General features: G+C 73.8%; 18 protein-coding genes. 6 read left to right on the top strand and 12 right to left on the bottom strand.

The window, feature by feature from the left end:
• The first annotated feature begins 196 nt into the window (after positions 1-196).
• The 3 genes from ACGF07_RS22240 to ACGF07_RS22230 all read left to right on the top strand — a co-directional run bounded on the left by ACGF07_RS22240 (position 197) and on the right by ACGF07_RS22230 (position 3,678).
• A complete protein-coding gene (locus ACGF07_RS22240; RefSeq protein WP_350740352.1) occupies positions 197-1,144 on the top strand; it encodes a terpene cyclase in 948 nt (315 codons plus the stop codon).
• A gap of 455 nt (positions 1,145-1,599) precedes the next feature.
• Positions 1,600-3,123 (top strand): aldehyde dehydrogenase family protein, encoded by a 1,524-nt coding sequence (locus ACGF07_RS22235; protein ID WP_392901382.1) that lies wholly within the window; start codon positions 1,600-1,602, stop codon positions 3,121-3,123.
• Positions 3,124-3,354: 231 nt separating this feature from the next.
• Entirely contained in the window at positions 3,355-3,678 is a 324-nt protein-coding gene (locus ACGF07_RS22230; RefSeq protein WP_392901381.1) for a nuclear transport factor 2 family protein, read from the top strand.
• 114 nt (positions 3,679-3,792) lie between these two features.
• Here ACGF07_RS22230 and ACGF07_RS22225 read toward each other — a convergent pair whose 3' ends face one another.
• Positions 3,793-5,013 (bottom strand): serine hydrolase, encoded by a 1,221-nt coding sequence (locus ACGF07_RS22225; protein WP_392901380.1) that lies wholly within the window; start codon positions 5,011-5,013, stop codon positions 3,793-3,795.
• 132 nt (positions 5,014-5,145) lie between these two features.
• Here ACGF07_RS22225 and ACGF07_RS22220 point away from each other — a divergent pair, with 132 nt between their 5' ends.
• The 3 genes from ACGF07_RS22220 (at position 5,146) to ACGF07_RS22210 (ending at position 8,750) form a co-directional block, all read left to right on the top strand.
• Positions 5,146-5,664: an NUDIX hydrolase gene (locus ACGF07_RS22220; RefSeq protein WP_392901378.1), complete on the top strand. Its 519-nt coding sequence runs from the start codon at positions 5,146-5,148 to the stop codon at positions 5,662-5,664.
• Between the two features lie 205 nt (positions 5,665-5,869).
• Positions 5,870-6,709 carry a TetR/AcrR family transcriptional regulator gene (locus tag ACGF07_RS22215; protein ID WP_392901422.1) on the top strand — a complete coding sequence of 280 codons (840 nt, stop codon included), beginning with the start codon at positions 5,870-5,872 and terminating at the stop codon, positions 6,707-6,709.
• Between the two features lie 139 nt (positions 6,710-6,848).
• The gene (locus tag ACGF07_RS22210) at positions 6,849-8,750 is read left to right on the top strand and encodes a hypothetical protein (protein ID WP_392901376.1); all 1,902 of its coding nucleotides are present in this window, start codon (positions 6,849-6,851) and stop codon (positions 8,748-8,750) included.
• 95 nt (positions 8,751-8,845) lie between these two features.
• Here the strand turns inward: ACGF07_RS22210 and ACGF07_RS22205 are convergent, their stop codons facing one another.
• The 11 genes from ACGF07_RS22205 to ACGF07_RS22155 form a co-directional block, all read right to left on the bottom strand.
• Complete coding sequence (locus ACGF07_RS22205) at positions 8,846-9,949, bottom strand: TetR/AcrR family transcriptional regulator C-terminal domain-containing protein (RefSeq protein WP_392901374.1); 1,104 nt, start codon at positions 9,947-9,949, stop codon at positions 8,846-8,848.
• A 176-nt stretch (positions 9,950-10,125) separates the two neighbouring features.
• Positions 10,126-10,887, bottom strand: coding sequence for a spermidine synthase (locus ACGF07_RS22200; protein WP_392901372.1), 762 nt, complete (start codon positions 10,885-10,887; stop codon positions 10,126-10,128).
• Between the two features lie 151 nt (positions 10,888-11,038).
• Positions 11,039-12,166: a YeiH family protein gene (locus tag ACGF07_RS22195; protein ID WP_392901420.1), complete on the bottom strand. Its 1,128-nt coding sequence runs from the start codon at positions 12,164-12,166 to the stop codon at positions 11,039-11,041.
• A 14-nt stretch (positions 12,167-12,180) separates the two neighbouring features.
• The gene (locus ACGF07_RS22190) at positions 12,181-12,762 is read right to left on the bottom strand and encodes a cysteine dioxygenase family protein (protein ID WP_350740325.1); all 582 of its coding nucleotides are present in this window, start codon (positions 12,760-12,762) and stop codon (positions 12,181-12,183) included.
• Positions 12,763-12,838: 76 nt separating this feature from the next.
• A complete protein-coding gene (locus ACGF07_RS22185) occupies positions 12,839-13,744 on the bottom strand; it encodes a LysR family transcriptional regulator (protein WP_350740382.1) in 906 nt (301 codons plus the stop codon).
• 116 nt (positions 13,745-13,860) lie between these two features.
• The gene (locus tag ACGF07_RS22180) at positions 13,861-14,730 is read right to left on the bottom strand and encodes an amino acid ABC transporter permease (protein WP_350740322.1); all 870 of its coding nucleotides are present in this window, start codon (positions 14,728-14,730) and stop codon (positions 13,861-13,863) included.
• Positions 14,727-15,371, bottom strand: coding sequence for an amino acid ABC transporter permease (locus ACGF07_RS22175; RefSeq protein ID WP_392901370.1), 645 nt, complete (start codon positions 15,369-15,371; stop codon positions 14,727-14,729). The genes ACGF07_RS22180 and ACGF07_RS22175 overlap by 4 nt, the downstream gene beginning before the upstream one ends.
• A gap of 12 nt (positions 15,372-15,383) precedes the next feature.
• Positions 15,384-16,310 (bottom strand): glutamate ABC transporter substrate-binding protein, encoded by a 927-nt coding sequence (locus ACGF07_RS22170; protein ID WP_392901368.1) that lies wholly within the window; start codon positions 16,308-16,310, stop codon positions 15,384-15,386.
• A 9-nt stretch (positions 16,311-16,319) separates the two neighbouring features.
• Positions 16,320-17,048 carry an amino acid ABC transporter ATP-binding protein gene (locus ACGF07_RS22165; RefSeq protein WP_392901419.1) on the bottom strand — a complete coding sequence of 243 codons (729 nt, stop codon included), beginning with the start codon at positions 17,046-17,048 and terminating at the stop codon, positions 16,320-16,322.
• A gap of 47 nt (positions 17,049-17,095) precedes the next feature.
• Complete coding sequence (locus ACGF07_RS22160; protein ID WP_350740313.1) at positions 17,096-17,341, bottom strand: LapA family protein; 246 nt, start codon at positions 17,339-17,341, stop codon at positions 17,096-17,098.
• A 243-nt stretch (positions 17,342-17,584) separates the two neighbouring features.
• Positions 17,585-19,357 (bottom strand): ABC transporter ATP-binding protein, encoded by a 1,773-nt coding sequence (locus ACGF07_RS22155; RefSeq protein WP_392901366.1) that lies wholly within the window; start codon positions 19,355-19,357, stop codon positions 17,585-17,587.
• Between the last annotated feature and the right edge of the window lie 31 nt (positions 19,358-19,388).

Below are 19,388 nucleotides of genomic sequence, written 5' to 3'. Positions count from 1 at the left end.
GGGAGGGTTCGGGCGGCTTGCCAAGGGCATTTGCCCTATATCCCTAACGTCCGATCAATACATCCGATACCCTACGGCCCTCGAGGCTCAGATGATCTTGCCCTCCACCCTCACCGTCAGGGCCTCCCCACGTCAACTCCCCCACGGTCAATGATCGAACCACAAGCGCCCCCTCCTCCGCTGCACCGGGAGTCCGATGTCTGACGACACCTCACTTCAGATCCCGTTCCCGCACCGCCGCAGTCCCCACGGCGCGTACGCCACCAAGCTGCACCGCGACTGGCTGATCCGCCACCCACTGCTGCCCGATGCCGACCACCCCGGTTACGCGCACTGGGAGGTGGTCGACCTCGCCGCGCTCGGCTACCCGGACGCGGGGCCGGACGAACTCGCCCTGGCCGCGGACCTGATGGGTTTCTACTTCCTCTTCGACGACCAGTTCGACGGCCCGCTCGGCCGCCGCCCCACCGAGGTCGCCCCGATCTGCGAACGCCTGATCGCCGTCCTGCACGGAGCCCGGCCCGATCCGGGCTCCGCGGTCGAGACCGCCTTCGCCGACCTGTGGAACCGCAGCGTGCGCGGCATGCCCGCCCGCTGGCAGGCCCGCGCGGCCTACAACTGGGAGTACTACTTCGCCAGCCACCCGGCCGAGGCAGCCGGCCGGATCTCCACCCGGCCGCCGGACCGGGACGGCTACCTCGAACTCAGACGAGGCACCGCGGCGATGGAGACCATCTTCGACATGGTCGAACGCCTCGGCCAGTTCGAGGTTCCCGCCGCCGTCCTGCACCATCCGGTGCTGCGTCAGATCCGGCAGCTGGCAGCCGACATACCGTCACTGAGCAACGACGTGCGGTCCTTCCCGCTCGAGGCGCCGCGCGGGGACGTCAACAACCTCGTCATGATCGTGCAGCGGGAGCGCCGCTGCTCGGCCGAGGAGGCCTGCTCGGCGGTCCTGGCCGAGGCCCAGCTGATGGTCGAGCGCTGTGCCGACCTGCACGGCCGACTGCCGGACGTCTACCGGGAGTTGGGCCTGTCGCGGATCGAGGCTGCGATCGCCCAGCGGTACGCGGACGGGCTGATCACCTGGCTGGCCGGCTACCTGAGCTGGGAGGCCCGCACCGGCCGGTACCACGCGGTGTGAGCGGTCCGGCCCGCCCGGGGGCGGTACCGCCGGCGGGAGGCGCACGCCGCACGCCGTCCGAGCGCCCCGCGTGCGCCCGGGGGCGCGACCGACCGGGTCGCACACCGACCGATCGAGCGCCGCCCCGGACCGGGCGCCGACCGGACCGGGCGCCGCCCCGGTCGCGCGCCGACCGTCCCGGGCGCCGCCCCGTCCCGGGTGCCGCCCCGGACCGGGCGTTGAGCTGACCGCGCCCTGGCCGGATCGCACACCGTCCGTACGCCCCCGCCGTACGGACCGTGGCCGCGCCGCACCCCGGCGGCTATCGTGCTCGGCGGCGGGCGCCCCCGACGGGGCGTCGGCCCGACTGCGTGTCCGTACCCTCCCGCCGGACCGCCCCCGACCGGGCGGCCCGGCGCGCCGCCCGGGCCCGACCGGCGTCGGACGGCGCCCGACGTCGCGAGGAGACAGAGAGCATGACGGTCTACCAGCCCCCCGGCGCGCCCGGCAGCATCATCGCCTACCGCTCCCGCTACGAGCACTGGATCAACGGCGGTTGGACGCCCCCGGTCCGTGGCGAGTACTTCGGGAACCCCACCCCGGTCACCGGCGAGGTGTTCACCGAGGTGGCCCGGGGCACCGCCGAGGACATCGAGGTGGCGCTCGACGCGGCCCACGCCGCCGCCCCGGCCTGGGGCCGCACCTCCGTCGCCGAGCGGGCGCAGGTGCTGCTGCGGATCGCGGACCGGATGGAGGCCGACCTGGAGCGCCTGGCCGTCGCCGAGAGCTGGGAGAACGGCAAACCGGTGCGCGAGACGCTGGTCGCCGACCTCCCGCTCGCCGTCGACCACCTGCGCTACTTCGCCGGTGCGCTGCGGGCCCAGGAGGGCAGCCTCTCCCAACTGGACGAGGACACCGTCGCCTACCACTTCCACGAACCGCTCGGCGTGGTCGGCCAGATCATCCCGTGGAACTTCCCGATCCTGATGGCCGTGTGGAAGCTGGCCCCGGCGCTGGCGGCCGGCAACGCCGTGGTGCTCAAGCCCGCCGAGCAGACCCCGGCCTCGGTGCTGCTGCTGGCCGAGCTGACCGCGGACCTGCTGCCGCCCGGCGTGGTCAACATCGTCACCGGCTTCGGTGAGGAGGCCGGCGCCCCGCTCGCCGCCAGCCCGCGCGTGCGCAAGCTCGCCTTCACCGGCGAGACCGGCACCGGCCGACTGATATCCCGGGCCGCCGCGGACAACCTGATCCCGGTCACCCTGGAGCTCGGCGGCAAGAGCCCCAACCTGTTCTTCGCGGACGTCGCCGCCGCCGACGACGCCTTTTACGCCAAGGCCGTCGAGGGCTTCGCGATGTTCGCCCTCAACCAGGGCGAGGTCTGCACCTGTCCGAGCCGCGCGCTGATCGAGTCCTCGGTCTACGAGCGGCTGCTCGGCGACGGTCTGGAGCGGGTGCGCGCGATGCGCCAGGGCGACCCGCTGGACACCGACACCCAGATCGGCGCGCAGGCCAGCGCCGAACAGCTGGAGAAGATCCTCTCGTACTTCGAGATCGGCCAGGCCGAGGGCGCCAAGGTGCTGGTCGGCGGCGAGCGCGCCGACCTCGGCGGCCCGCTGGCCGGCGGGTACTACGTCACGCCGACGGTCTTCGAGGGCGTCAACAGCATGCGGGTCTTCCAGGAGGAGATCTTCGGGCCGGTCGTCTCGGTCACCCGCTTCAAGGGCTTCGACGAGGCGGTCGCCCTCGCCAACGACACCCAGTACGGGCTGGGCGCCGGCGTGTGGACCCGTGACCTGAACACCGCTCACCGGGCCGGGCGCGCCATCCAGGCGGGCCGGGTCTGGACGAACTGCTACCACGCGTACCCGGCCCACGCGGCATTCGGCGGCTACAAGAACTCGGGCATCGGCCGCGAGAACCACAAGGCCCTGCTGGAGCACTACCAGCAGACCAAGAACCTGCTGGTCAGCTACTCCCCCGACGCGGTCGGCCTGTTCTGACCCGGGCCCCTCGAACAGCAGGACGCACGTGGAGCGGGAGGCCCGCCCGGGCCTCCCGCTCCACCGCCACTCCCCGTGGCGGGCCTATCAGGAAAAATCGCCTGTTTCAGGATCATAAGCACATGAATCCCCCCGATTCGCCGACGCGCCGCCGACATGCCCGGGCACGCCGCGCGAACGCCGTAGACAGGACTCCCCCAGTCCGACCGTCCCCGTTGGGAGTCCCGGCAGATGACCATCGCCCCCGCCAAGCTCACCGACCCCGCCGTCCGCGCGTTCGTCACCGCCGTCAACGCGGGCGACCGCGACGCCTTCCTCGCCCTGCTCACGCCGGACGCGACCATGGCCGACGACGGCTCCGAGCGCGACCTGCGGGACTGGATCGACCGGGAGATCTTCGGCCCCAACGGCCGGATGGACGTGCAGACCGAGTCGAACGGCGGCCGCGCCCTCGTCGCCAACTTCACCAACGAGACCTGGGGCGAGATGCGCACCGCCTGGCGGTTCACCGTCGAGGACGGGAAGATCAGCCGCTTCGAGACCGGCCAGGCATGACCGGGAGCGCCCGGGCATGACCGGGGCCGGCCAGGGTGACCGGGACCGCCCGCGCGTGACCGGCCGTCTGCCCGGCCCGCCGCCCGGCCCAGTCGGTCCGGGCGGCCGATCGCCTCAGGACAGTCCCAGGCACCCCCGCACCGCACGGATCAGGTTGCGCGAGCGGACGTCCCCGGTGACGCCCGGCTGCATGCCGTTGGTCACGTACCCGAACCCCAGGCCGAGCTCCGGGTCGGCGAAGCCCAGCGAGCCGCCCCGGCCCGGGTGGCCGAAGCTCGCCGGGGAGGCCATCGGGGCGGTCGGTCCGTGACGCCAGAAGCCCAGGCCGAAGGTCGAGTTGACGATCAGCACCCGGTCCGGCCCGTTCACCGCCGGACCGACCGCGCGGGCCATCGTCTCCGGGCCGAGCAGCGGCGGCAGCAGCGCGCCGGAGCCGTCCGGGCGGTCGGCCGCACCGATCAGCGCCGCGTAGAACCGGGCCAGCGAACGGGCGGTGCCGATGCCGCCCGCGCCGGGGATCTCGGCGGCCTGCACGGCCGGGTCGTTGAGGTCGACCCCGGGCAGGACCGAGGCGAAGGAACGGGCGGTCAGCGAGGTCGGATCCTGGTAGGCGTCCCGGACGGACTGCTTGGGCCGCAGCCGCAGCCCGCTCGGCCCGGTGCGGGCCGCCTCCGGGGCGGGCAGGTCGACCAGCTTGCCGACCCGGGGCGCGGCCCCGGCCGGCAGCCCGATCCACAGGTCCAGTCCGAGCGGGCGGGCGATCTCCTCGGCGAAGTACTGTCCGATCGTCCGACCGCTCACCCGACGCACCACCTCGCCCACCAGCCAGCCGTAGGTGTAGGGGTGGTAGCCGTGCGCGGTGCCCGGCTCCCAGGCGGGCGTCTGCGCGGCCACGGCGGCGACGGCCCGTTCCCAGGTCAGCACGTCCTCCAGGCGCAGCGGGACGTCCAGTGCGGGCACCCCGGCCTGGTGCGACAGGAGCCAGCGCACGGGCACGCCGCCCTTGCCGGCCGCCGCGAACTCCGGCCAGTACGAGGCCGTCGGAGCGTCCAGGTCGAGCAGGCCGCGCTCGGCGAGCAGCAGGGCGGCGGCCGCGGTCAGGCCCTTGGTGACGGAACGCATCACCTGGGCGGTGTCCGCCGTCCACGGCACGGCGGGCGCGGGCCGCCCACCGACCTCCGGCCGGGCGTCGCCGCCCCACAGGTCGACCACCTTCCGGCCGCGCACGTACAGCGCGAAGGCCGCGCCGAGCTCGCCGTACTCGGCGAAGTTCCGCGCGAACGCCGCCCGAACCGGTTCGAACCCCTCCGCCGTCTCGCCCCAGATCTCCACCATCGCGCGCCGTCCTCCGCCCGTCCGGACCCGCTCGTCCGGACCCGCTCCTCGGAGTCCGACCAGCGTCCCGGTGTCCGCCCAATCGATCGGTCCCGCGTTCGAAGCGGGCCCCGAAACCCTAACCTGTGGGACATGACCAACCCTTCCGAAGAACTGCTGGACGTCGTCGACGAGCACGACCGGGTCATCGGGACGGCGCGGCGCGCGGAGGTGTACCGGCGGGGGCTGATCCACCGCTGCGCCTTCGTCCTGGTCCGCGACCCGGCCGGCCGGATCTTCGTCCACCGCCGCACGGACACCAAGCTGTTCGCCCCCGGCGCCTACGACATGTTCGTCGGCGGGGTGGTCGGCTCCGGCGAGACCTACGCCGAGGCGGCCGTCCGGGAGGCCGAGGAGGAACTCGGCGTCCGGGGCATCCGCCCGCGGCCGCTGTTCAAGTTCCTCTTCCGGGAACCGGACGGCGGCCGGCTCTCCTGGTGGTGCGACACCTACGAGGCGGAGTGGGACGGCCCGGTCTCCCCGCAGGAGTCCGAGGTGGCCTGGCACGCCTGGCTCTCCCCCGACGAACTCGCCGAGCGCCTCGCCCGCGACACCTTCGTCACCGACGGCCGCGAGGCCTACCGCCGCTACCTGGAGCTGCGGGCCGGCTAGAACACCGACCCGGCTGGAAGCATGCTGAGGACGCCGGGTACCGTCCGGGGGCCGTGGCCGGGCCCGGGGCACGTGGGCCGACGCGCGCGTGCCGGATAGGGTGGCGCACATGGCCTCCCGTACGCCGTCGCCGACGGCCGACCGCGCAGCACGGACCGCCGCCGCACCCGGCCGGGGCGCCGCCGGTGAGCGGCCGCGCCGGCGGCTGAGCGTGGACGAGCGGCGGGAGCAACTCATCGCCGTGGCCCTGGAACTGTTCAGCCGGCGGCCTCCGGAGGAGGTGTCGATCGACGACATCGCCGCCGCCGCGGGCGCCTCCCGGCCGCTGGTGTACCACTACTTCCCGGGCAAGCAGGCCTTGTACGAGGCGTCGCTGCGCCGGGCCGGTCGGGAGCTGTCGGCGCGCTTCGAGGAGCCCATGGAGGGGCCGCTGTCGGAGCGGCTGTACCGGGTGATGGGCCGCTACCTGGACTTCGTGCAGAGCCACGGGCCCGGCTTCGCCGCACTGCTGCGGGGCGGCTCGGTGGCGGCCAGCCCGGGCACCTCGGCGGTGATCGACGAGGTGCGCCGGGCCGCCCATGACCAGATCCTGAGCCACCTGGCGATCCCCCGGCCGAGCCCCGGGCTGCGGCTGGCCGTCCGGGCCTGGATCGCCAACGCCGAGATCACCTCGCTGGAGTGGCTGGCCGAGCGCTCCGTACCGCTGGAGGAGCTGCAGCTGCACCTGGTGCAGGAGTTCGTCGCCTCGCTCACCCTCACCGCGGCCCGGGAGCCGGCCCTGGCCACCGAACTGGCCACCTTCTTCGCCGGCGAGCGGCCGGACGGGCCGACCGGACGCCTGGTCCGGGACCTCGCCGGGCTGTTCGCCGTCCCCGGCATCCTCGACGCGGTCACCGTGCTCGCCGCCGGAACGGCGGACGCCGGGGCCCCGGTGTCCGGAGCGGCGGACGCCGGTGCCCCAGGGTCCGCAGCGCCGACGCCCGCGCCGGTGGACGAACCGTCCGCCGAGGCCACGCAGGGCTCCACCGGAACCGGCGGCGAATGATCATCGGGTGATCCTGCGGTTCGGCGACGACGGTGGGCTCTGATAGGAATGAGCAGGGATCCGACGGCGCGCCGCCCGAGCGGGCCCGGTCCCAGCCGGAACCACCGACGCAGACGGAGCAGAGCGGGGGGCTCACCAGTTGACCCAGGACGTCCAGTTCAGCACGGAGGCCAACCCCTTCGCGGCGGCCGAGCAGGTCTGCTCGACCCTCGGCACGCTCACCGACGCCCTCTTCGACGAGCACACCTCACGCCACCCGGCGGCCTCGCTGAGCGCCCTGCGGACGGTGGGGCACCCCGCCGCCGAGGCGCTGTTCACCCTTCGGCTGGCACCCAACGGGCCGGTGCACGAGGCCTTCGACCGGCTCGGCACGGTGGTCACCGCCGGAACCGCCCGCCCCGGCACCGGCACCCCGATCGCCGACCGGGTGACGGCCGCACTGCACGACCACTACGGCGGCGGGGCGGTGCGCGGCGCCATCGCCGACCGGGGCACCACCTCTGCCGCGCTGTTCCAGCTGCCGGTCACGGGTGAGTTCGCCGACGCCAAGCTCCGCCCGCCGTTCGCCCCGGCGCTGGCCGCGCTGGCGGCCGGGCAGCAGACCCGGCAGCCGGTCGAGCTGGCGACCGGCGCGGGCGCCGAGGTCCGCCTGGTCGTCCCGCCCGGCTTCCACCCGCTCACCTCCCCCGGCGGGCCCGCCGGAGCCTCCGCCCGTACCGTGCCCGCTCTGCCGGACGGTGCCGACGGCGGCGCCGACCGGGCCACCGCTGCGGCCGCCGCCGAGCTGACCGCGCATCTCGCCGAGGTGGCCGAGGAGTTGTTCGGCGCCACCGGCACGGCCCAGCGCCGCGACTTCGCGGTGATCGCCGCGACCCTGACCGACCTGGTCCAGGACGCGGGCGTCCGCTACGCGGGCGTGTGCGCCCTGGAGGTGGACGGACGGGCCACGGACGCGACCCTGGTCATCTCGCTCGCCCGGCACCCGCTGCCGATCACCGCGCTCGCCACCGAACTGGCCACCGTACGGCGGCACGCCGAGGTGTGGACGGTGCTGCTCCCGGCCGGGCCGGCCGCCGTCCTGGTCGAGGGGCGGACCGTCCCGGTGCCCGGCCCGCTGGCCTCCGACGGGCAGCGGCGCTGGGTGGTCACCTCGGTCGTCCAGGCGTTCGTCCCGCTGCCGGACGGCGGCACGGTGCTGTGCGCCCAGCTGTCCACGGCGCGGCCGGAGGACTGGGACCTCTACACGGAGGCGTTCGCGGAGCTGCTGAAGAGCATCCAGTTCGGCTGGGACGGCGAGCCGGTCGCGGTGGCCGGTGGTGCCGCGAACGCGGCGGCGAGTCCGATGGCGAGCCCGGCGGCGCACGTGCCCCCGCCGACGGCAGTGGCCGTTCCGGCACCGACCGGCCCGGACGGCCCGGCACCCGTGCCGGCCGCCGCACCCGCGCCGGCCGCTGTCCCGGCGCCGGCCGCTGTCCCCGCGACCGAGGGGGCGGAGGAGGAGCCGGTGCACCTGCGCGGCACTCCGGTGCGCATCCCGCCCGCGGACTTCAACCCGTTCGCGCCGGTGGCCGAGGAGACGGCTGCCGAGGGTGCCGCCGGCCAGGCCGACGAGGAGCCGAAGGGCACGCCGGTGCTGATCCCGCCGCCGGACTTCGACCCCTTCGGCATGACGGACTTCTCGACCGGAGCCGCGGACGGGCCGACCGCACCGACCGCCGGGGGCGCCGCGGCTCCCGACCCGTTCGGCACGACGATCGCGGCCGAGCAGCAGGCGGACCCGTTCGGCACGACCGTCGCCGCGAAGGGTCCGGCCGTCCCGCCGCCGCCCTCGGTACCGCCGCGCGTTCCGGCCCAGGCGGCCCCTGCGGCGGACACCCCGGCGGCGGAGGCGGAGCCGGGTCGGGGCAAGGGCACGCCGGTGCTGATCCCGCCGCCGGACTTCGACCCCTTCGGCATGACGGAGTCGTCGAGCGGCGTCGCGGAGGAGCCGGAGGCGGAGAGCCAGGCCGACGCGGAGCCGGAGCACCGGCCCTTCGGCTGACGAGCTGCGGGCGCGCGACGGCGGCGGGCGGCCACTGACGGGCGACGGGCGACGGCCACCGGGTTCAGGTCTCGTTCGCCGACTCCCGTCCGCTGTCACCCGTCGCTGCTCCCGTTCCCTCTTCCCGCTCGCCGCCCCGCGCCTGCGCCCGAGCGCCCGTCCCGGCGCACCTCGACCAGCGCCGCCACCCCGTCCAGCATCCGCGCCAACCCGAACTCGAACAGCGCCTCCAGACTCAGGTCGACCTCCGGCCCCCGGTTCAGCGCCTCGAACATCGGGAACCGCTCCGGATCGGACATCAGCCGGTCGTGGTCCTCGTCGTCCAGCCGGTCCATCCACTCGTCCGCGGACATCCCGCTGTCCTGCTCCGCCTGTGCCTCCCGCTCGAAGTGGACGGCCAGCCCGCAGGTGAAGGCCGCCAGCGCGACCGCGGCCTGGGCCATCTCCTCCGGGCTCAGCCCCAGTCCGGCCAGCGCGGCCATCGACCGCTCGGTGTGCACCGCCGCGTCCGGCGCGAGCACCGGCCGGGTGAAGGACATCGTCGACGCCAGCCACGGGTGCCGCCGGTAGATCTTCCACTGCAGCCGCGCGACCTCCTCCAGCCCCGCCCGCCAACCCGGCGCCGGCGGGTCGGGCAACGGGTGCGCCCTGAAGACCGTGTCCGTCATCAGCCGCAACAACTCGTCCTTGCCGGGCACATGGCGGTAGAGCGACATGGTCGCGACGCCCAGCTCGGTGGCGACCCGGCGCATGGACAACGCCGCCAGCCCCTCCGTGTCGGCCACCCCGACCGCCGTCGCGACGACCCGCTCCCGGCTCAACTCCCGTTCGCCGCCCCGGGTCCGCCGCGCCCCCGGGCTGCCCGCGCCTCGCGGCCCCGCGCCCGGCACTCCACCCGGCACCGCGCCCGACGCCCGCCCGGACTCCCGGACCACCCCGGACGCCGCGGCCGAAGGCGGAGCCACCACCACCGTCCCCACCCCGGGAACGGCCCTGACCAGCCCCTCCTCGCGCAGCCGGGTGAGCACCCTGGTCGCGGTGGCCATCGCCACGCCCCACTCCCGGGTGATCCCGCGGGTGGACGGCACCCGGGCCCCGGGCTTCAACTCCCCCGCCGCGATCCGCCGCCGCAGTTCGGCCGCGATCCGCTCCGAAGGAGTCCCCTGCTCCACCACACCCACCACCGCCCGCTCGACCACCGCACTGGTGCACCGTGATCGCCCACGCTAGCAGTCGGCCATCGGCCGGGCGCCGCCCGCTCGTTCGGGCCCGGGCCGCCCCGGACGACGATCCGGCGCAGCCTCCGGATCCGCCCGGCGGACGGCGTCCACGGGGTGCACGGCCGCAGCGCTGCGGGCCGGCGCTCCGGGCGTCCTCAGTCCGCCCGCCGCGCCAGGTGCACCACGTCCGGCACGCCCCGGCTGACCGGCACCTCGTGCGTGGCGACGTCGGAGAAGCCGGCCGCCCGCAGCGCCTCCTCGAAGGCCGGGGAGGGCTGGGCGCTCCACACCGCCAGCACCCCGCCGGGCCTCAGCCGGTGCCACAGCACCGCGAGCCCGTCCGCGCCGTACAGGCCGCTGTTGGAGTCGGTGACGGTCCAGTCCGGACCGTTGTCGATGTCCAGGCACAGCGCGTCGTAGCGCTCGCCGTCCGCCGCCGCGAGGTACTCCAGCAGGTCGGTGTGGAGCACCGTGACCCGTTCGTCGTCCAGCGCACCGCCGGAGAAGGCCCCGAGCGGGCCGTTGCGGTGCCAGTCGATGATCGCGTTCTCCCACTCGACGACGGCGATCCGGCCCCAGCGCGGTTCGGCCGCGGCGTACGCCAGCGAGAAGCCGACTCCGAGACCGCCGATCAGCACCGACGGCCCGAAGACCGGACCGCCCATACCGCCCATACCGCCCGGGCCGCCCGCCGTGCCGTCCCCGCTCCGACCGGTCGCGTCCAACGCGTCCAGCGCCGCCTGGATCAGCAGCCGCTCGGAACGCCCGTCGGCGGTGTCCATCAGGAAGCAGCCGTTGGCGATGATCTCGTAGTGCCGTCCGCGCTGCCGCAGCACCACCTCGCCGAACGGCCCCTCCCGCCGGTCGAGCGTGACGACGGCCTCGTGGCCGTCCCGTTGGGGCAGTGCGGTGGTCATGCGTCCTCCTCGACGTACTCGGCAGCAAGGACCGTACCGGTGCGCACGATCACGCGCCCGACAATAACCGAGCTCGCCCGCGCCCGTGGAGCGGTCCTCGGTGGGCAGCGGAGCCGGAGCCGCGGCCGGGGCGCCGCCCGTGCCCCGCCCCTCACGTCGTGAGCAGCACTCCCGCGTACGACACGCCCGCCACGACCACCCACGACCCGAGCCCGAGCAGCGCGATCCGCCCGCCGGTGCGCACCATGGTCGGCAGGTGCACGGCGCTGCCGAGCCCGAACAGCGCGGCGGCGAGCAGCAGTTCCTGCGCGTCCCCGGCCAGGCCGAGCGCCCGGTCGGGCAGCACCCCGGTGGTCCGCAGCACGATCATCGCGAGGAACCCGGCCACGAACAGCGGCACGATCGGCGGCCGACGGGCACTCCTCGTCCCGGCAGTCCCGGGAGCCCCGGCAGTCCCAGGAGCCCCGGCAGTCCCAGCAGAGCCGGCCCCGCCGGCTCCCGCAGACTCGGCACCCCCGGCAGTCCTGCCCGCGTTCCGCCGCACCACCACGGCCACCCCCGCGACCAGCGGCGCCAGCAGCATCACCCGCATCAGCTTGACCAGGACGGCCTCCCGCAGCGCCCCGGCCCCGCCGGTCTGCGCGGTGGCCACCACCTGCCCGACGTCGTGCACGCTCGCGCCGACCCAGCGCCCGAACTCCACCCCGTCCAGCCCCAGCGGGTGCTGGAGCAGCGGCAGCACGGCGATCGCCAGCGTCCCGCACAGCGTGACCAGCGCGACGGAGGAGGCGACGTCCTCCTCCTCGCTCCCGGCCGCCTGGCTGACCGCGCCGATCGCCGAGGCACCGCAGATCGAGTACCCGGTGGCGACCAGCAGCGGCTGGTCCCCGGGCAGTCCGAGCCTGCGGCCGAGCCACATCGTGCCCGCGAAGGTGGCCGCGACGACCGTGAGCACCATGGCGACGGTGGCCCAGCCGAGCCCGAGGACGTCGTCCAGGCTGAGCTTGAGCCCGAGCAGGACGATCCCGAGCCGCATCAGCCGCTTCCCGGCCGTGGACAGCCCGGGCCGGGCGGCGCCGCGCACCACCGGGCGCAGACCGGGCAGGTGGGCCGCCGCCATGCCGAGCACGACGGCGGCGGTGAGCTTGGGCACGGCGGGGACGACGGCGTGGACGGCCAGGGCGGCGGCCACGCCGGCCGCGGCGAGCAGCAGCCCGGGGGCGTCCCCGCCGAGCGGGGGGAGTGAACGGGTGCGGGCGGCCCGCTCCCGGAGGGTCAGTGCCACGCCGCCGCTCACCGCTCCTGGTCGGCGGGGAGCCGGTAGACCCGCCGGATGCTGGTGCCGAGCCGTGAGACGTCCGCGCCGTACACGTGGATGGAGATCGCCGTGGTGCTACAGGAGTTGCGCACCAGGTGGATGTCACCGGGCGGGGCGAAGGCGGCCACGGTTCCGGCGGGGCCGGCCACGTGCTCGGTCTCGACCAGCCGGGCGTTGCGTCCGTCGGAGACCAGCCGGTAGCGGGTCTCGCTCTCCTGGCCCTGGTGGACGCCGGCCACGCACCACGAGACGTGGTCGTGGATCGGGGTCTGCTGCCCGGGCAGCCACACCAGGGCGACGACGGAGAAGCTGCCGTCCTCCTCGGCGTGCAGGACGTGCTGGCGATAGCGCTGCGGATCGCCCTCGCGCTGGGCGGGGGTGAGCAGTGCGTCCGGCCCGTCGGGGTCGGCGAGCAGGTGGGGGGCGAGGCGCTCGCCGACCAGGTAGGCGGTGAGCTCGGGGGGCAGTCCGCGGTCCACGACGGCGCGGATCTCACTGATCAGCGCGGTCATCCGCTCGGTGAGCCGGTCGGTGCCGACCGTGGCGTGGGTGGTCATGCCAGCAGGTTCCGACCTGCGGACCCATCACGTCCAAGGAGGGTTCCTAAGCGATACCCCCACTATCCCTTATGGGTCAGCATCCGACCCGGCTCGCCGCCGCCTGCCGCAGGTGGTCCAGCACCAGTCCGGTGGCCGGGATCCGCCGGTGCTCGCTCAGCACGTACGCGCACACCTGCCGGCGCAGGTGCGGCTCGACGGCCCGTCCGGTGACCTTGCGGTGGCACATGAAGGAGAGCACCAGGGCGGGCATCAACGCGATCCCGACCCCGGCGGCGACGAGGCTCTGCACCGCGAGGTTGTCGTCGGTGGAGAAGACGATGTCGGGCGCGAAGCCCTCCTCGGCGCAGACGTGCAGCAGGTTGGCCCGGCAGCGCGGGCAGCCCGCGATCCAGCGTTCGCCGTCCAGGTCGGCGAGGCGTACGGCGTGCCGGCGGCCGAGCGGGTGTCCGACCGGCAGCAGCACGGTGAGCAGGTCCTCCATCAGCGGGATCTCGTCCACCCCGTCCGGCACCTCGTTCGCCGCCCCGGGGTAGCGGAAGGCCAGCGCGATGTCGCACTCGCCGCGCAGCAGCCGCTGGACGGAGTCCGGCGGCTCGGCTTCCAGCAGTTCGACCCGTACGCCGGGGTGCTCGGCGAGCAGCCGGGCCATCGTCTCGGGTATCAGGGTGGCGTTGGCGCTGGGGAAGGCGCAGACCCGCACCCGGCCGGCGCGCAGCCGGGCGAGCGCCGCGAGCTGCTGTTGTGCGGCGGAGAGGCTGCCGAGGATCAGTTCGGCGTGCCGGGAGAGCGCTTCGCCGGCCTCGGTGAGCCGCAGGCCGCGTCCGGCGCGGGTGAACAGCGGGACGCCGACGCTGCGTTCGAGGGCTTTCATCTGCTGGGTGATGGCGGGCTGGGTGTAGCCGAGTTCGCGCGCGGCGGCCGAGTACGAACCGGCCCGGACCACTTCGTGGAACGTCCTGATGTGCCGCGAGTCGAACACCGGCTCCATGGCCCCTCCGCCCGGTCGTCTTCCCCTTCCCCGAAATCATAAGAGGAATTTGGGGGTACCGGCCCCAGCCCCATTCGCACCTATGGTTCAGTCTCGAACCAACCGCCTCACTGCTGTGCCGCCGGCGGCAACCCCATCGTCACCTCGGCCTTCGCCACCGGCGCCCCGCCCCGCATGCTCGGGCTGCGCCGGCCGCGCCGCTCGACGAAGCGGGCGAGCCAGGACAGCAGCAGGCACATCCCGATGTAGATCGGCGCGATCACCATCACCACCGGGATGAACGGCAGGTCGTAGTCCAGGTTGGTGGCGATCAGCTTGCCCGCGTGGAGGAACTCCTCGTAGGTGATCAGGAACCCGAGCGAGGTGTCCTTGAGCGCGACCACCAGCTGGCTGATGATGGCCGGCAGCATCGCCCGGTTGGCCTGCGGCACCAGCACGTACGTCATCACCTGGGTCTTGCGCATGCCCAGCGCGTAGGCGGCCTCGCGCTGGCCCGCGGGCACCGCGAGCACGCCGGCCCGGAACACCTCGGCCAGCACCGAGCCGTTGTAGAGCACCAGCCCGGCCACCAGGGCCCACAGCGGCTGCACCTTCAGGGCGACGAACACGAAGAAGATCATCACCAGCAGCGGCATGGCCCGGAAGAACTCCACCACCAGGGTGGAGAACCAGCGCACCACCCGGTGGTCGGAGAGCCGCCCGGCCGCGAACAGGGCGCCGAAGGGCAGCGCGAACAGCACCGTCCAGCCGAAGGCCCGCAGGGTGTTGCCCAGCCCGCGCAGCAGCAGGTCCTGGACGCCGCGATAGGCGAAGGGCTCCCACTTGGCCTGGGTGAACTGGTGGGTGTGGAACAGCATGTAGACGACCCAGCCGACCAGCGCCGCGATGAGCAGCAGCGCGATCCCGCCGTAGAGCCGGTGCCGGGCCAGCGCCTTCGGGCCGGGGATGTCGTACAGCGCCGAGGATCCAACGGTCATCGGGACACCGCCACTCGTCGTTCCAGCAGGTTGAAGACGGCGCTGATGGCCAGGGTGATGATCAGGTAGCCGACGGCGATCCAGACGAAGGTCCAGATGATGCTGTACCCGAGCTCGTTGATGGTCCGGTAGGTGCCCAGCAGTTCGGTGACGCTGAAGGAGCCGGCGATCGCCGTGTTCTTGGCCAACGCGATCATCACACTGCCGATCGGGGCCACCACCGACCGGTACGCCTGCGGCAGCACCACCAGGCTCATCGTCTGCCCGAACCTCATGCCCAGGCTGCGGGCCGCCTCCCCCTGCCCGGCCGGCACGGTGTTGATGCCCGAGCGCATCGCCTCGCAGACGAAGGCCGAGGTGTAGCAGCCGAGCGCCAGCACCGCGAAGGTGTAGAAGGGCAGCGTGATGTCGAACCGGGGCAGGCCCAGCACCACGATGAAGAACAGCAGGGTCAGCGGCGTGTTGCGCAGCACCGTCACCCAGACCGTCCCGAACACCCGCAGCGGCCGCACGGGCGAGACCCGGAAGCCCGCGATCAGCACGCCCAGCACCAGTGACAGCACGGCGCTCACCGCGAACAGCGAGAGCGTGCCGAGGAAGCCCTCCCAGTAGGTCGACCAGTTGTCGGTCAGCGTTTTCACGGCGCGGCCCTCTCAGTACCGGTTGATCGGCGGCGGGGCGGGCGCGGGCTCCCCGGACAGTCCGAGGGTCGCGTCGAAGGCCTTCTTCCAGTCGCCGTTCTGCTCGTGCTGCGCCAGGGCGTCGTTCAGGGCCATGCGCAGCACCGTGTCGTTCTTCGGCGTCCCGATCCCGTACGGCTCCGTCGAGAACGGCGGCCCGACCACCTTGAGCTCGTCCGGCACCTTGGCCGCGTAGCCGAGCAGGATCGCGTTGTCGGTGGTGACGGCGTCGACCTGGTTGGTGATCAGGTTGTCCACGCAGGCCGAGTAGGTGTCGTAGCCGATCAGGTGGGCCTCGGGGTACTGCGACTGGATGCGCTGGTACGGGGTGGAGCCGGACGCCGAGCAGACCTTCTTGCCGTTGAGGTCCTGCGGCCCGTGGATGCTGTCGTCGTTCTTGCGCACCAGCAGGGACTGCCCGGCGATGAAGTACGGCCCGGCGAAGCCGACCAGCTTCTTCCGGTTGTCGTTGATGGTGTAGGTGCCGACGTAGTAGTCGACCTGCCCGTTCTGCAGGGCGGTCTCGCGGTTGGCGGAGGCGATGGTCTTGAACTGGATCCGGTCCGGCCCGAAGCCCAGCGAGGCGCCGACCATCTTGGCGATCTCGATGTCGAAGCCGGAGTAGACGCCGGTGGCCGGGTTCTTCTGGCCCAGGTACGGCTGGTCCTCCTTGGCGCCGACCACCAGCCGGCCGCGGGCTCGGGCGGCGTCCAGGGTCGGCGAGCCGGTGATCGAGGAGGCGTCCTGCACCTGGTAGACGGGCAACGCGCTGGGCTGCGGGCCCTTGGGCGGCGGAGTGCCGGCCTTGCCGCAGCCGGCCGCGAGGGCGGTGAGCAGCAGCGCGGCGACGCGCACGCCGCGGCGGCGCGCCCGCGCGGGGGGCGTCGTCTTACGGGTCACGGCACCGCCTCAGTGCTTGAGGATCTTGGACAGGAAGTCCCGGGCGCGCTCGCTCTCGGGGGCGCTGAAGAAGTCCTCCGGGGCGCGGTCCTCGACGATCCGTCCGTCGGCCATGAACACCACCCGGTTCGCCGAGGCGCGGGCGAAGCCCATCTCGTGGGTGACCACGACCATGGTCATCCCCTCGCCGGCGAGTTGGCGCATGACGTCGAGCACCTCGTTGATCATCTCGGGGTCGAGCGCCGACGTCGGCTCGTCGAAGAGCAGCGCCTTGGGGTCCATCGCCAGTGCCCGGGCGATCGCGACCCGCTGCTGCTGGCCGCCCGAGAGCTGGGCCGGGTACTTGTCGGCCTGTGCCGCGAGGCCGACCCGCTCCAGCAGCGAGCGCGACTTGGTGTCCGCCTCCTCCTTGGAGCGGCCGCGGACCTTGATCTGGGCGAGCGAGACGTTCTGCAGCACGGTCTTGTGCGCGAACAGGTTGAAGGACTGGAACACCATGCCGACCTCGGCGCGCAGCCTGGCCAGGCCCTTTCCCTCGGCGGGCAGCGGCTGGCCGTCGATCAGGATGGTGCCGCGCTCGATCGGCTCCAGCCGGTTGATCGCCCGGCACAGCGTGGACTTGCCGGAGCCGGACGGGCCGATCACCACGACGACCTCACCGCGGCCGACCGTCAGGTCGATGTCCTGCAGCACGTGCAGGTCCCCGAAGTGCTTGTTGACGCCGCGCATCTCGATCAGGGGGGTGAAGGCCGTGGAAGGGGTCGGTGCCGGTGGAGGTTCGGCTGTCACCGGAGCCGCCGCCCCTTCAACAGCCAGCCCAGTGCCGCGCCCGCGATCAGCGTGGCCAGCAGGGCGATCCAGAGCGGCGCGGTGACGGTGAAGACCCAGAACTGGATCTTGACCTTGTCGAGGTTCGCGAACAGGAACCACACCGCGAGGACGACGATGACGCCGATCCCGATGTACCGCGTGGGGACCCCGCCGATCTCGCTGCGCTGGGGGCGGGAGGAGCCGTCTGAAATCTTGGTCACCGGAGCAGTCTGCTGGCCGGGGCGGCGGTTTGCCCGGTTACGCGCCCTGAGGGGTCGCCGAGTAACCCGCACGGGGCAACCCGACCCCGCGCGGGTTTACCGATCTTCCCCCGCAGGGGCCCCGGCCCGGGTTCGGGCCACGGCCCGCACTCGCGCCCGAGCCCCAGCCCCCGCCCGAAGCCGAACCCGAGCCGCGAGCCCCGAGCCGAACCCGAGCCGCGAGCCCCAGGCCGGACGCGCCCGCTACCGCTCGTCCCGCCAGGAGCGCCAGAGCGCCGCGTACGGGCCGCCCGCCGCCACCAGTTCGGGGTGGCTGCCGTACTCGCTGATCCGCCCGCCCTCGACCACCGCGATCACGTCGGCGTCGTGCGCGGTGTGCAACCGGTGGGCGATGGCGATGACCGTCCGGCCCTCCAGCACCCGGGAGAGCGAGCGCTCCAGGTGCCGGGCGGCGCGCGGGTCCAGCAGCGAGGTCGCCTCGTCCAGCACCAGGGTGTGGGGGTCGGCCAGCACCAGCCGGGCCAGGGCCAGTTGCTGGGCCTGCGGCGGGGTCAGCGAGGTGGCGCCGGAGCCGACCTCGGTGTCCAGCCCCTCCGGCAGGGCGTCCACCCAGGCTCCCGCCTCCACCGCGTCCAGTGCGGCCCGCAGTTCGGCGTCGTCCGCGTCGGGCGCGGCCAGCCGGAGGTTGTCCCGCAGGGTGCCGACGAACACGTGGTGCTCCTGGTTGACCAGGGCGACCTCGGCCCGGACCCGCTCGGCCGGCATCCGGGCCAGCGCGGCACCGCCGAGGGTGACGGTGCCCCGGCCCGGCGCGTAGATCCCCGCCAGCAGCCGCCCGAGGGTGGACTTGCCCGCCCCGGACGGGCCGACCAGCGCGACCCGGCTGCCGGGGGCCACGTCCAGGCTGATCCCGTGCAGGACGTCCGCGCCCTCGCGGTAGCCGAAGCCGACGTCCCTGGCCTCGACCCGACGGCCCCGGGGGCGGGCCGACTCGTCGCCCTCGTGCTCCGGCACCTCGTGCACCCCCACCAGCCGGGCCAGCGAGGCCTGCCCGATCTGCAGCTCGTCGTACCAGCGCAGGATCAGGTCCACCGGTCCGATCAGCATCTGGGCGTACAACACGCCGGTGGTCAACTGGCCGACGGTGAGCCAGCCCTTCAGCGTGAACAGCCCGCCGGCCACGAGCGTGGTCAGCACCCCCGAGGCGTAGACCGCTTCGATGGTGGGGAACCAGACCGAGCGCAGCCACAGGGTGTAGCGCTCCCAGGCCAGCCACTCGCGCAGCTTGCGGTCCGTCAGCCGGACCCGCTCATCGCCCAGGCGCAGCGCCTCGACCGTCCGACCGGCGTCCACCGTCTCGGCCAGCACGTTGCTCACCTCCGCGTACCCGGCCGACTCGTTGCGGTAGGACTGCGGGGCCCGCCGGAAGTACCACCGGGAGCTGGCCAGCAGCAGCGGCAGTCCGACCAGCGAGGTCAGCGCGAGCAGCGGCGAGGTGACCAGCAGGGCGCCGAGCACCAGCAGCAACGAGACGACCGCGACGGCGAGTTCGGGCACCGCCTCGCGCACCGACTTGTCCAACCGGTCGATGTCGGTGGTCCCCCGGGAGACCAGGTCCCCGGTGCCGGCCCGTTCCAGCACGCCGGTCGGCAGCGCGACCGAGCGGACCAGGAAGTCCTCGCGCAGGTCGGCCAGCACCCGTTCACCGAGCACGGCTCCGCGCATCCGCGACCACCCGGTGAACGCGGACTGCACCGCGAGCGCGAGCAGGTACCAGCCGACCGCCACCGCGATGGTCCCGCCGGCGGTGCCGGCGGCCAGCGACTCGACCAGGCTGCCGAGCACCCAGGGCCCGATCAGCCCGGCCAGGGTGGCCAGCGAGTGCAGCCCCACCACGGCGGCGAACCCTCGCCGGTGGCGCCGCGCCAGCAGCCCCAGGTACCCGCGCACGGCGGCCGGCGAGCCGACCGGCAGGGTGGTGGCCGGTCCTTGCTCCTGGTGGACGGGGGGGTTCATGAGGTACTCCTCGGTCGTCGGACCGGACGGT

It is taken from the genome of Kitasatospora sp. NPDC048194 (assembly GCF_043202455.1).
Lineage (GTDB): Bacteria > Actinomycetota > Actinomycetes > Streptomycetales > Streptomycetaceae > Kitasatospora.
Note: the sequence above shows the minus strand (reverse complement) of the source record. Positions and strands in the feature narration are given on the sequence as shown.